This window comes from Nocardia sp. NBC_01388, assembly GCF_045040085.1.
Lineage (GTDB): Bacteria > Actinomycetota > Actinomycetes > Mycobacteriales > Mycobacteriaceae > Nocardia.
Genome location: NZ_CP109553.1, coordinates 3,156,956 through 3,170,049, shown reverse-complemented (window position 1 = coordinate 3,170,049; position 13,094 = coordinate 3,156,956). Strand labels below are relative to the sequence as shown.

Sequence of the window (13,094 nt, the reverse complement as noted above, 5' to 3'; positions counted from 1 at the left end):
ATGTCGATCAAGCTCGGTCCCAACCGCTACGGCAAGGCGGAGACCCGGGTCGTCCGGGTCAACAAGAGCGGGACCAAACACCAGCTCCGCGATCTCAATGTCAGCGTGGCGCTCGGCGGCGATATGGAGGAGGTGCACCGCACCGGTGACAATGCGGCGGTGCTGCCCACCGATACGCAGAAGAACACGGTTTTCGCCTTCGCCAAGCAGCACGGCATCGCCTCCCCGGAGGAGTTCGGCCTGAAGCTGGCCCGGCACTTCGTGGACTCGCAGCCCACCATCGATCACGCGCGCATCGAACTCGAGGAATACGAGTGGGAGCGCAATGTGGTCGGTCTCAACAGCCATCCGCATTCGTTCGTGCGCTCGGGCCGCGAGACCCGCACCGCCCTCGTGCACTACGACCGCGGTCAGGCCTGGGTGGTCTCGGGCCTGAAGGATCTCACGGTCCTCAACACCACCAAGTCGGAATTCCACGGCTACATCAAGGATCGCTACACCACGCTGCGCGAGACCCGCGACCGCGTGCTGGCCACCGAGGTGAACGCGCAGTGGCGGCATTCGGGTGAGAACACCGAGTGGGACAAGTCCTACGAGATCGTGAAACGCTGTCTGCTGCAGGCCTTCGCGGACACGCACAGCCTCTCACTGCAGCAGACGCTGTTCGAGATGGGGGAGCGGGTGCTCGAAACCTGTTCCGACATCGTGGAAGTCAAGCTGGTGCTGCCCAACAAGCATCATTTCGAGGTGGACCTGTCGCCGTTCGGCATGGTCAATGACAACGAAGTATTCTGGGCCGCCGACCGTCCGTACGGACTCATCGAGGGCACGGTGGTGCGCGAGGTTCCGCCCGCCGGACCGGCCTGGTCCTGAATACGGAAGCGATGCAGTGAACTTCTCAGCACCTGGCACCGGCGGCGACGCGCTTATCCGCAATCTGGGTAGGACCGTCATCGAGAACGCCTATATCGCACCGGTTGTCGGTGACGAAATCGAATCCGGCCACCTCGTCATCGAAGGCGGCCGGATCACAGCCCTCGGCGCCGGACCGGCGCCCACGGTGCTGGGCGCCGACCGCATCGACGGCACCGGCTGCCTGGTGACCCCGGGCCTGGTGAACACCCACCACCACCTCTACCAGTGGGCCACCCAGGGCCTGTTCCAGGATTCGACGCTGTTCGAATGGCTGACCGGCCTCTACCGGACCTGGGCCGGCATGGACGCCGATGTCGTATACGGCGCTGCCACAGCGGGTTTGGGCTGGCTCGCGCTGACGGGCTGCACCACCTCCAGCGATCACCACTACATCTTCCCCAAGGGTCGCGGTGATCTGTTCGAGGCCGAGGTGAGCGCCGCCCGGGAGATCGGCCTGCGCTTCCACCCGTGCCGCGGCTCTATGGATCGCGGACAGTCCCAGGGCGGTCTGCCGCCGGACGAGGTGGTCGAGGATCGCGAAGCGATCCTGATCAATACCGAAGAGATCATCGACAAGTACCACGATGATTGCTTCGACTCCATGCTGCGCGTCGCCGTCGCCCCCTGCTCACCGTTCTCGGTGAGTGAGGGTCTCATGGTCGATGCCGCCGTACTGGCCCGCACCCGGGGCGTTCGCCTGCACACCCACCTCGCCGAGACGATCGACGAGGAGGAGCACTGCATCGCCCAGATGGGTTGCACCCCGGTCGAATACATGGAGAAGCTGGGCTGGCTCGGTGACGACGTGTGGTTCGCGCACGCCGTCCATCTGCACGACGCCGATATTCGCCGCTTCGCCGATACGGGCACCGGCACGGCGCACTGCCCGACCTCCAATGGCCGCCTCGGCGCCGGTATCGCACGCATCTCCGATCTGCTGGCCGCCGGTGCTCCGGTCGGCCTGGGTGTCGACGGCGCGGCGTCCAGCGAATTGACCTCCATGGCGGGGGAAATGCGGCAGGCGATGCTCTTTCAGCGCGCCGTGCACGGTCCCACCGCGCTCACCGCCCGCCAGGCCCTGGAAATGGGCACGCTCGGCGGCGCGCGAAACCTGGGCCGCCAGCGGGAGATCGGCTCACTGGAGGCCGGCAAGCTCGCCGATATCGCCGTATGGCGAGTCGACGGCTTCCGTGCCGCGGTCGCTGATCCGGTGTGCGCCTTGGTCTTCGGACCCACCCCGCCGCTCGCCCGATTGTTCGTGGGCGGGCGCACCGTGGTGGCGAACGACGAACTGCGCACCCTCCCGCACGATCAGGTCGGCCGCGCGGGCTTACTGGCCCGGAAGCGGTTGCTGCGTCAGGAATCCCAATGACTACTTCTCGAGCAGTGATGGAGGAAACGTAAGTTCTCGGCGGCGCCGAACATATCAGCCGGGCGCCGGTACGACCGGAAGACATCATCCGGAGCAGTTGATCAACAGGGGCAGACCGGCTTTCGACGGTAAGGACCCCACAACAGCAGTCACCGAATCCGCGGCCCGGAACGATGAAACCCGGACCGTAGGTCGGCTACGCCCTTAGGAGGGCATGCCATGACCCAGATCGAATCCCCGACCCCCACCGCCACACTCGCCGGTGGGTCGGCACTCGACCGGTTCTTCAAGTTGAGTGAACGTCGCACTACTGTCTCACGCGAAATCCGTGGCGGAATCACCACATTCGTCGCCATGGCCTACGTTATCCTGCTCGTCCCGCTCATTCTCGGCGGGGTCACCGATATCGATGGCAACCATCTGAGCATCGCTCAGCTCACCACCGCCACCGCGTTCTCCGCCGGATTGTCCACGGTCCTCATGGGTCTGGTGGGCAATGTCCCGCTGGCGCTCGCCGCGGGCCTGGGCGTGGTGCCGGTGGTCGCCTTCCAGGCGGCGCCGCATATGACCTGGCCGCAGACCATGGGCCTGGTGGTGCTGATGGGCCTGATCATTGTGATCATGGCCGCCACCGGCCTGCGAACCCTGATCATCAATGCCATTCCGGTAGCGCTCAAGCACGCCATTGGCGTCGGAATCGGCATGTTCATCGCCATGATCGGGCTGGTCTCCGCCGGAGTGGTCGGTCACGGTTCGGCGGGCGGACCTCCGGTCACCCTCGGTGTCGACGGTCATCTGCAGGGCTGGCCCGTGCTGGTCTTCGCGGTCGGCCTGCTGCTCATGCTCGCGCTGTATATCCGCAAGGTGCCGGGTGCGATTCTGATCAGCATCGCCATCTCGACGGTGCTCGCGATCGTGATCAACTGGGCGGCCAAGATCGACCCGAAGACCTGGGGAACGGTCGTTCCCGAGGCGCCCAAATCCCTCTTCGCCACACCGGATTTCGGGCTCATGTTCAATATCGATCTGTTCGGCGGCTTCGCCCGCGCCGGCGGGCTGATAGCGAGCGTGGTGCTGTTCACCCTGGTGCTGACCGGTTTCTTCGATGCCATGGGAACGGTTTTCGGCGTGAGTGACGAGGCAGGTCTGCTGGATGAGAAGGGCACCCTGCCGGGCATCGGCAAGATTCTGACCGTCGACGGTATCGCCCAGGTCATCGGCGGACTCAGCGGTGGTGCGGGCAGCACGGTCTACGTGGAATCCGCGACGGGCGTCGGTGAGGGGGCTCGTACCGGACTCACCAGTGTGGTCACCGGTGGATTGTTCTGCGCGGCAGTGTTTTTCACCCCGCTCGCGGCGGTGGTGCCCATTCAGGCCGCGGCTCCGGCCCTGGTGCTGGTCGGGGCGCTCATGATGACCCAGGCCCGCAAGATCGACTGGAACGACCTCGAGATCGCGGTGCCCGCGTTCATCACCATCGCGCTCATGCCGTTCACCTACTCGATCACCAATGGTGTCGGCGCGGGCCTCATCGCCTACACGGTGATCAAGCTGGCGCGGGGCAAGTTCAGCGAAATCCACTGGCTGGTAGGCGCGGTCAGCCTGGTCTTCGCCGCTTACTTCGGCATCAACGGTATCCAACAGGTCCTGGGCGGCTGATATGGGCGACAGCGCGGCGCGGCCTGCCGGGGCTGCGTCGCGCTGTCGTCTCGGCCGGGCCGCGCTTCGGCCGGCCGTCCGGCGAGTAATCTGCTGATCATGCGGCTGCGCGCGGAATTCACCACCGAACCTTTCGACGGCGAGGGTAATCCGCCGCCGCACGCCACCGAAACCTTCGCCGCGCTCGAGAAGCACGGTCTCACCTGTGAATTCGGCCCGCTGGGCACCTCGGCGGCCGGTCCGGACGAGGTGCTGCTGCCCGCGCTGCAGGAGATGCTCGCGGTGGCCTTCTCCCATGGCGCATCCCGGGTGACGCTTCAGGTCGAGCAGGCCGATGAGTGAGCGCGCCGGGACGGACGCCACCCATCCGGTGCTGGCGACGCTGGCGCCGCTGCTGGAACGCGTGGGCGGCACGCTGATTGCGCCCACCGACGGTTTGCCCGATGACGTACCGCTGGTCTGGGAGGGCGTCACACTGGCGTGGGTCCGACTCGCCGGCTCCGAAACCGAACCGGCAGAAGGCATTCGGCGGCTGCTGAGCGAGGTCGCCACCCAGTTCGGTGCACCGCTGTCCGAGCTGCCCCGGGCCGATAAGCAGCGCGCCGTGCGATTGCTCGAAGAGCGTGGTGCGTTCAGCTACCGGAAGTCGGCCGAGACGGTGGCCGAGGCGCTGGGCGTCACCCGTTTCACGGTCTACAACTACCTCAACAGAACTCGACCCTGACTACCTGTAGTCAAGTTCGCCAGTTCTCGAAACCCGCTGCCATGCAGCGGGTTTTGTCGTTCTGCCGCAAGGTTTCGGGCCGCCGGCGCTGTCCGCCGAAGATATATACTTCAACAAACTGTTGACGCAATGGAGTGACCCATGACACTGTTTTGCGTGTCGGAATATAACTTCCGCTATGCGAGAAAGTGCTGCTGCTTATGGTCACAGTCGATGAGTTCAACGGGTGGAACAGCGCCCGGCTGCGGCCCGCTCTGCTCGAGTGCTGCCGGGTACCGGCCTGGGCCGACGCCCTGCTGACCGCCCGGCCCTATGCGGATCTCGACACCCTGCTCGATGCCGCCGACCGCTTGGCTGCGGAGTTCGGTCCGGAGGATCTGGAGCGCGCCGTGGCGGCGCACCCGCGCATCGGCCAGCGCTCCGAACGCAAAGAAATCAGCAGCTCCTGGTCACGCGAGGAACAGTCCGGCGTCGCGGCCGATGTGGAGACCGTTGCCGCACTGCACTCCGTGAATCGCCTCTACGAGAAGCGATTCGGCCGTGTCTTCCTCATCTGCGCGACGGGGTTGTCGACCTCGGAGATTCTCGCGGCGGTCACTTTCCGGCTCGCCAACGACGCCACCACCGAGGCGAAGGTGGTCGACGTCGAGCTGCGCAAGATCATCCGGCTGCGGCTGCAGCGCGTGATCGTCTGAAGCGCTATCACCCATTCGCCGGTACGGCCCACCGCGGGAGTTGAGAGGTTTTCCATGGCAATTCAGCTTGGACAGAATCAGTACGGGAAGGCGGAGAGCCGGGTCGTGCGCGTCTATCGCGACAGCGCCCGGCACACCATCCGGGATCTCAATGTCTCCTCGGCGCTGCGCGGCCGGTTCGAGGACGCGCACATCACCGGTGATCAGCGGGATATTCTGCCCACCGACACCCAGAAGAACACCGCCTTCTCCTTCGCCAAGGAGAAGGGCATCGGCGCGATCGAGGATTTCGCGCTGACGCTGGCCGACCATTTCGTCTCGCGGTGCCCCGGTGCCGACGGCGCGCGCGTCGAGATCGAGGAGTACGCCTGGGACCGGATTCCGGTCGACGGTGTGGGACACGACTTCTCGTTCACGCAGGCCGGCGGGGGAGTGCGCACCACGGTGGTCAATCTGGACGGTTACGGCGCCGATCGCCGCACGCACGTGGTCACCGGCATCAAGGATCTGGTGCTGCTCAAGTCCACCGGTTCGGAGTTCACCGGATTCTTCGAGGACAAGTACACGACGCTGCCGCCCACCAAGGATCGCATCATGGCCACCTCGCTGGTGGCGCGCTGGCGTTACGACCGCACGGATGTGGACTGGGACAGGTCCTACGCCTCGATTCGGTCCACGCTGCTGCGGCAGTTCGCCGTGGTGCATTCGCTGGCCCTGCAGCAGACCCTCTACAGCATGGGCCGCGCGGTGCTCGAGCAGCACCGCGAGGTCGCCGAGATCAAGTTCTCCGCCCCCAACAAGCATCACTTCCTCGTGGATCTGAGCCCCTTCCACGTGGAGAACCCGGGCGAGGTGTTCATCGCCGCGGACCGGCCCTACGGCCTCATCGAGGCCGCCCTGCACCGTGACGACGCGAACCCCGCGGGCAATGCCTGGTTCGGCGTTCCCGGGTTTTGCTGAGGAGGACGCCATGTTCAGTGGCAAACTGCAAGCGCGACAACGACATCCGGGCCCGGAGGATGAACGCTATTCCTTCGGCCGGACGCTCGCCTACGGCATTCAGCACATTCTGACCATGTACGGCGGGGTCATCGCACCCCCGCTCATCATCGGCGGCGCGGCCGGACTCTCGGCCGCGGATATGGGCCTGCTGGTCACCGCCGGACTGTTCGTCTCCGGCGCCGCGACCCTGTTGCAGACTCTCGGCCTCGGCCGGGTCGGCAGCAGATTGCCTATCGTACAAGGCATTTCGTTCGTGACCGTCTCGACGATGGTGACGATCGCCCAGTCCGACGGACTGCGCTCGGTATACGGTGCGATCATCGTGTCCGGGCTCATCGGGCTGGTGCTGTCGTCGTTCTTCGCGCGCCTGGTGCGACTGTTCCCGGCCGTGGTCACCGGCACCATCATCACGGTGATCGGCCTGTCGCTGATGCCGGTCGCGTTCACCTGGGCGCTGGGCAACGACCCGCACAAATCCGGGTACGGGTCGATGGGCAATATCGGTCTGGCCGGGCTCACGCTGCTCGCGATTCTGGTGATCAGCCGGGTCTTTCAGGGTGCGATCTCGCGATTGTCCATCCTGATCGGGCTGATACTGGGCACCGTCGTCGCCGCTCTCGCGGGCCGCACCGACTTCTCGGCGGTGGGGCAGACCAAGCTGATCGCGCTGCCGTCGATCCTGCCGTTCGGTTCGCCGGTGTTCAATGTTGGCGCGATCGTGTCGATGACCATCGTGATGCTGGTGATCATGACCGAGACCGTCGCCGACGTCATCACCATCGGTGAGATCGTCGGCGCCGAAATCGACACCGGCCGGGTGGCGGACGGGCTGCGGGCGGATATGGCCTCCTCGGCCGTGGCGCCGCTGTTCGGGTCCTTCCCGTGCAGTGCGTTCGCGCAGAATATCGGCCTGGTCGCCTTGACCGGCATCAAGAGCCGGTTTGTTGTCGCCACCGGCGGTCTGGTGCTGCTACTGCTGGGATTCGTCCCGGTATTCGGAGCGGTGGTGGCCGGAATCCCCTATCCGGTGCTGGGCGGCGCGGGCGTCGTGCTGTTCGGAACCGTTGCCGCGAGCGGCATTCGGACCCTGGCACGGGTGGAGTTCCACGACAACCTGAACATGGTCATTGTCGCGGTGGGTCTGGCGGGAGGGCTCATTCCGATTGCCGCTCCGACATTTTGGGACGCGTTCCCGCAATGGTTCGCGGTCATCATGCAGTCCGGGATCAGTGCCACCGCAATCTCCGCGATCGTGCTCAATCTCCTGTTCAATGTGCTGACCATCGGCAATCGTTCCGGCGCATCGGTCTTCGCGGCCGCGGACGATGAGCGCGACGGATTCGGCGAGCGGATCGACGACGATATCCGCCACTGATCGACCCTCGGCCGGGCGAATCTGCGCTCTGGCTGGACGAACCTACGAAATCGACCCCGAATCGATTCCCGCGATTGTGGTGATCGCGTCTTTCGAAGGCGATGTGATCGCCGACATAATTTGGAGCAACGGGGGAGGAAGGAATTCAGAATGCCCCTCATTTTCCTGAACGGCGGCGCCATGCGCGGCGGTCCACTGAATCACCTGCTCGCGGGCGCGCCGTTCGCCGGCGAGGTGAAGACCGCAGCGCAATACCGGTTCTATTCGGTGGGTGATCGCTTCCCGGGACTGCATCCGGTATCGGACGGCGGCACGACCATTACGGGCGAGTTATTCGATGTACCTATGGAGGTACTGCGCACCAGTCTGCTTCCGGCCGAGCCGCCGGAATTGGAATTGGGCGTCATCGAACTCGATGACAAGCGCTCCGTGCTGTCCATGGTGCTGCGCCGCCCGCCCGTCTCGTACCCGCAGCTGATCGACATTACCGAATTCGGCAGCTGGACGACCTATCGCGAAGGAAACCGATGAAGTTCACCACCGGGGGCGCGCCCCGGAAGTACGACGTCAATTGCTCGATTCTCTTCACGGATCTGCCGCTGCTCGAGCGTCCCGCCGCGGCCAAGGCGGCCGGATTCGACGCCGTGGAATTCTGGTGGCCCTTCGGTGAGAACGCCACCCCGTCCGACAGTGAGATCGACGCGTTCGTCGCCGCGATCGACCTGGCCGGGGTGCGGTTGGTCGGACTGAACTTCATCGACCTCATTCCCGCTGGGCGCGGACTGGTTTCGGTGCCGGGGCAGGAGAGCCGGTTCCGGGACAGTATCGAGGTCGCCGTCGGCATTGCCGAGCGTACCGGCTGCAAAGCGCTGAATGCGCTGTACGGCAACAGGATTGCCGGGGAAGACCCCGCGAAGCAGGACGAACTCGCCCTGGAGAACCTGCGGCTGGCTGCTGTGGCGGCGCAGCGCGTCGACGCGGTGGTGCTGCTCGAGGCGCTGAATGTCTATGAGTCGCCGGACTATCCGATTGTCTCGGCCGGACATGCGATCAAGATCATCGAGCAGGTCGGCGAGCCGAATGTGCGCTTCCTCTGCGACCTCTACCACCTGGCGCGCATGGGCGAGAACCTGCCCGCCGTCATCGACACCTGGGCCGGATACCTCGGCCACGTGCAGATCGCCGATTCGCCGGGGCGCGGCCGTCCGGGTAGCGGCGAGCTCGACTTCGAGGCCCTGCTGGGTGACCTCGACAAGGCGGGCTACGACGGCTGGATCGGCCTGGAATACAAGGACCCCGAACTGAACTGGGAGTGGAACAAATGAGCAAGATCGGTTTCGTCGGCCTCGGAATCATGGGCGGCCCCATGGCGGGTCACCTGGTCAAAGCCGGTCATGACGTCACGGGTTTCGACCTCTCGCCTACCGGCCTGGAGAAGCTGAAGGCCGCCGGCGGCGCCACCGCGGGCAGTGCGGCGGAGGCGGTGCGCGACAAGGACATCGTCATCACCATGCTGCCGCAGGACGAGCACGTCGAAGCGGTCTTCGCCGACATTCTCGCGCACGCCGCTCCCGGCACGCTGTACATCGACTTCTCCTCCATCACGCCCAAGACCTCCATCTGGACGGCCACCGAGGGCGCGAAGAAGCAGCTGCGCGTGCTCGACGCACCGGTCAGCGGCGGTGAGCCCGGTGCGATCAATGCCGCGCTGTCCATCATGGTCGGCGGTGCGGAGGCCGATTTCGACACGGCCCTGCCGATTTTCGAGACGGTCGGCAAGACCATCGCCCTGGTGGGCCCGAACGGCGCCGGACAGGTGGTGAAGGCCGCCAACCAGCTGGTGGTGGGCGGCACCTACGCCCTGGTGGCCGAGGCGATCCTGCTCATGGAGGGCCTGGGCGCGGACGCGGCCGCCGGCCTCGATGTGCTCGCCGGTGGTCTGGCCGGCAGCAAGATTCTGGAGCTCAAACGAAAGTCCATGCTGGAGCGCAGCTTCCAGCCCGGATTCCGAATCGATCTGCACCACAAGGATATGGGCATCATCCTGCAGGCCGCCCGGCAGGCCGAGATCTCGATTCCCATGGGCGCGTTGACCGCTCAGCTCATCGCCGCCGCCCGCGCCATGGGTCACGGCTCGCTCGATCATTCCGCACTGCTGCTGGTCGCCGAGGCGCTGGCCGGGAAGGGTCAGGCGTGACGGCGCCCGTACTGAGCATCGGGCACGGCCCGAATATGGCGCACGGGCACGGCATCTGCGCGCTGTCCGTACCGCAGGGCTGGGTGGTGGAGCGGGTCACCGTGCACCACCGGACATCACTTGCCGAATCGAAGAGTCGGCCGCTGACGCTGATCCGAAAGGGGATCTGACATGACACGCATGCGGGCTGTGGACGCGGCCGTACTCATTCTCGAAAAGGAGGGTGCGACACAGGCATTCGGCCTGCCCGGCGCCGCCATCAACCCCTTCTACAGCGCCATGCGAGCGCACGGCGGCATCCGGCACATTCTGGCCCGGCACGTCGAGGCGGCCTCGCATATGGCCGAGGGCTTCACCCGGGCCGCGCCCGGCAATATCGGCATCTGCATCGGCACCTCCGGACCGGCGGGCACCGATATGATCACCGGGTTGTACGCGGCGAGTGCGGATTCCATTCCGATCCTGTGCATCACCGGGCAGGCGCCGGTGGCCAAGCTGCACAAGGAAGACTTCCAGGCCGTCGATATCGCCTCCATTGCCGCACCGGTGAGCAAGTGGGCGGTCACCGTCCTGGAACCGGCTCAGGTGCCGGGCACCTTCCAGAAGGCGTTCCAGCTCATGCGTTCCGGGCGTCCCGGGCCGGTCCTGATCGACCTGCCGATCGACGTGCAGCTGGCCGAGATCGAATTCGATATCGAGACCTACTCGCCCCTGGATGTGCACCGGCCGGCCGCGACGCGGGCACAGGCGGAGAAGGCCATCACCATGCTCTGTGCGGCCGAGCGGCCGCTGATCGTGGCCGGCGGCGGTGTGGTGAATGCCGATGCGGCAGATCTGCTCGTCGAATTCGCGGAACTGACCGGGGTTCCCGTGGTGCCGACGCTGATGGGGTGGGGCACCATCCCGGACGATCACCGCCTGCACGCGGGCATGGTCGGGCTGCAGACCTCGCACCGCTACGGCAATGCCACGCTGCTGGAGTCGGACTTCGTGCTCGGCATCGGCAACAGGTGGGCCAACCGGCACACCGGTGGTGTCGAAACCTACACGCGGGACCGCACTTTCGTGCACGTCGATATCGAGCCGACCCAGATCGGCCGGGTGTTCGCAGCCGATTTCGGCATCGTGTCCGACGCCGGTGCGGCGCTGGCGGTCTTCCTCGAGGTCGCGCATGAAATGGCGCTCGACGGGCGGCTGCCGGACCGTAGCGAGTGGGCCGCGCAGATCCAGGCGCGCAAGCGAACCCTGCTGCGCAAGACGCACTTCGACTCGGTGCCGATCAAGCCGCAGCGGGTATACGAGGAGATGAACCGGGCCTTCGGCCCGGACGTCCGCTACGTCACCACCATCGGGCTCTCGCAGATCCAGGCGGCGCAGATGCTGCACGTGTACAAGCCGCGGCACTGGATCAATGCCGGACAGGCCGGGCCGCTGGGCTGGACGCTGCCCGCCGCGCTCGGTGTGGCGACGGCACTGCCGGATGCGACGGTGGTCGCGCTCTCGGGTGACTACGACTTCCAGTTCCTCATCGAGGAATTGGCGGTCGGCGCACAGTTCAAGATCCCGTATGTCCATGTGGTGGTGAACAATTCGTACCTCGGGCTGATCCGTCAGGCGCAGCGCGCGTTCGATATGGACTACTACGTGCAGCTGTCCTTCGAGAACATCAACAGCCCGGAGGTCAACGGCTACGGCGTCGACCACCTGAAGGTGGCGGAGGGACTGGGCTGCAAGGCGATTCGCGTGACCGAACCCGATCGCATCGGCTCGGCGCTGGAGGAAGCCAAGCGTCTCATGGCCGAACATCAGGTACCGGTTCTCGTCGAGGTCATTCTCGAGCGTGTCACCAATGTGTCCATGGGCCTCGAGATCGACAGCGTCACCGAATTCGAGGAGCTCGCCGGATCCGCCGCCGACGCGCCCACCTCGATCGCCGCACTCGCGGAACTCGAAACTGCCGGGAGTGCAGGGTGATTCACGCGCCTGGGGGTGCGGGGCGCGGCTGGCAGGAGGGGCATGTGATCGTGGCCCCGGACAAATTCAAAGGGTCGCTGACCGCCGGGCAGGTCGCCGCGCACATCGCGGCCGGCCTGCGGCGGGAACGGCCCGATCTGCCCGTGGTGACCATTCCGGTCGCCGACGGCGGTGACGGCACGGTCGAGGCGATGGTGGCGTCCGGATTCTCCGGACTCCAGACGGCCGTCACGGGGCCGGTCGGGAATCGAGTGGTCGCAGCGTTCGCCATGAGGGGCGATACGGCCGTCATCGAACTCGCGGAGGCCTCCGGGCTGCGGCGACTACCCGACCGGCCCACCCCCCTCACGGCCCGCACCGCCAGCAGCTTCGGCACCGGCGAACTCATTCGGACCGCGGTATCGCGCGGTGCGCGCCGAATTGTGCTCGGGCTCGGCGGCAGTGCCTGCACCGATGGCGGTGCGGGCATGCTCACCGCGCTCGGCGCCCGGCTGCTCGACGATGACGGGGAGCAGTTGCCGCCCGGCGGCGTGGCGCTGCAGCGACTGGCGCGCATCGATACCAGCGGTTTGATGCGGGTACAGATCACCGTGGCCTCCGATGTCGACAATCCGCTGCTGGGACCGCGCGGCGCGGCACACGTCTACGGCGGGCAGAAGGGTGCGGGCTCGGACGATATCGAGGCATTGGAGCGCGGGCTCACCCGGTTCGCGGAGATCGCGGCGCGGGATCATTTCGTCGACAAGGCGGAACGGCCCGGCGCCGGGGCCGCGGGCGGTGTCGGTTTCGCCGCGCTCGCCTTTCTCGGCGCGCGCACCGAGCCGGGGATCGAAATCATCCTTCGGCATCTCGAGTTCGGTGATCGGCTGGCCGGGGCCCGACTGGTGATCACCGGGGAAGGCTGTCTGGACCGGCAGACCCTGCACGGTAAGGCGCCGATCGGGGTGGCACGCGCCGCCGTCGCGGCCGGGGTGCCGGTGCTGGCGGTCTCCGGTCAGCGGCTGCTCACCCGGGACGTGCTGCGCCGCATCGGCTTCCAGGACGCCTTCGCGCTCACCGATATCGAACCCGATCCCCAGCTGTGCATTGCGAACGCCGATGCGCTGCTGGAGCAGCTGGCCGCGCAGATCGCCGGTACCCGCCTGGGTGAACTGCCGGCCCGCACCACCAACTAGTCGAAA

The 13,094-nt window shown here is 66.1% G+C and carries 14 protein-coding genes; all 14 read left to right on the top strand.

Annotation, left to right across the window (positions count from 1 at the left end; genetic code table 11):
* A complete protein-coding gene (gene pucL, locus OG716_RS15545; protein WP_355127678.1) occupies positions 1–873 on the top strand; it encodes a factor-independent urate hydroxylase in 873 nt (290 codons plus the stop codon).
* 16 nt (positions 874–889) lie between these two features.
* Positions 890–2,287, top strand: a complete 1,398-nt coding sequence (locus OG716_RS15540) for an 8-oxoguanine deaminase (protein WP_405138326.1) — start codon at positions 890–892, stop codon at positions 2,285–2,287.
* A gap of 219 nt (positions 2,288–2,506) precedes the next feature.
* A complete protein-coding gene (locus tag OG716_RS15535) occupies positions 2,507–3,946 on the top strand; it encodes an NCS2 family permease (RefSeq protein ID WP_405138325.1) in 1,440 nt (479 codons plus the stop codon).
* A gap of 99 nt (positions 3,947–4,045) precedes the next feature.
* Positions 4,046–4,288, top strand: coding sequence for a thiamine-binding protein (locus OG716_RS15530; protein ID WP_405138324.1), 243 nt, complete (start codon positions 4,046–4,048; stop codon positions 4,286–4,288).
* Complete coding sequence (locus OG716_RS15525; protein WP_405138323.1) at positions 4,281–4,670, top strand: helix-turn-helix domain-containing protein; 390 nt, start codon at positions 4,281–4,283, stop codon at positions 4,668–4,670. Before OG716_RS15530 ends, OG716_RS15525 begins: the two co-directional genes overlap by 8 nt.
* A 200-nt stretch (positions 4,671–4,870) precedes the next feature.
* Positions 4,871–5,365 carry a 2-oxo-4-hydroxy-4-carboxy-5-ureidoimidazoline decarboxylase gene (gene uraD / locus OG716_RS15520; protein WP_405138322.1) on the top strand — a complete coding sequence of 165 codons (495 nt, stop codon included), beginning with the start codon at positions 4,871–4,873 and terminating at the stop codon, positions 5,363–5,365.
* A 54-nt stretch (positions 5,366–5,419) separates the two neighbouring features.
* Complete coding sequence (gene pucL, locus OG716_RS15515; RefSeq protein ID WP_355127673.1) at positions 5,420–6,325, top strand: factor-independent urate hydroxylase; 906 nt, start codon at positions 5,420–5,422, stop codon at positions 6,323–6,325.
* Positions 6,326–6,335: 10 nt separating this feature from the next.
* A complete protein-coding gene (locus OG716_RS15510) occupies positions 6,336–7,742 on the top strand; it encodes a nucleobase:cation symporter-2 family protein (protein WP_405138321.1) in 1,407 nt (468 codons plus the stop codon).
* A 150-nt stretch (positions 7,743–7,892) separates the two neighbouring features.
* The gene (locus OG716_RS15505; protein ID WP_355127671.1) at positions 7,893–8,273 is read left to right on the top strand and encodes a gamma-glutamylcyclotransferase; all 381 of its coding nucleotides are present in this window, start codon (positions 7,893–7,895) and stop codon (positions 8,271–8,273) included.
* The gene (locus OG716_RS15500) at positions 8,270–9,067 is read left to right on the top strand and encodes a hydroxypyruvate isomerase family protein (protein WP_405138320.1); all 798 of its coding nucleotides are present in this window, start codon (positions 8,270–8,272) and stop codon (positions 9,065–9,067) included. Before OG716_RS15505 ends, OG716_RS15500 begins: the two co-directional genes overlap by 4 nt.
* Entirely contained in the window at positions 9,064–9,939 is an 876-nt protein-coding gene (locus OG716_RS15495; protein WP_405138319.1) for an NAD(P)-dependent oxidoreductase, read from the top strand. The genes OG716_RS15500 and OG716_RS15495 overlap by 4 nt, the downstream gene beginning before the upstream one ends.
* Positions 9,936–10,109, top strand: coding sequence for a hypothetical protein (locus OG716_RS15490; protein ID WP_405138318.1), 174 nt, complete (start codon positions 9,936–9,938; stop codon positions 10,107–10,109). Before OG716_RS15495 ends, OG716_RS15490 begins: the two co-directional genes overlap by 4 nt.
* 1 nt (position 10,110) lies before the next feature.
* Positions 10,111–11,913 (top strand): glyoxylate carboligase, encoded by a 1,803-nt coding sequence (gene gcl / locus OG716_RS15485; RefSeq protein WP_405138317.1) that lies wholly within the window; start codon positions 10,111–10,113, stop codon positions 11,911–11,913.
* A complete protein-coding gene (locus tag OG716_RS15480; protein WP_405138316.1) occupies positions 11,910–13,088 on the top strand; it encodes a glycerate kinase in 1,179 nt (392 codons plus the stop codon). Before gcl ends, OG716_RS15480 begins: the two co-directional genes overlap by 4 nt.
* The last annotated feature ends 6 nt before the right edge of the window (positions 13,089–13,094 follow it).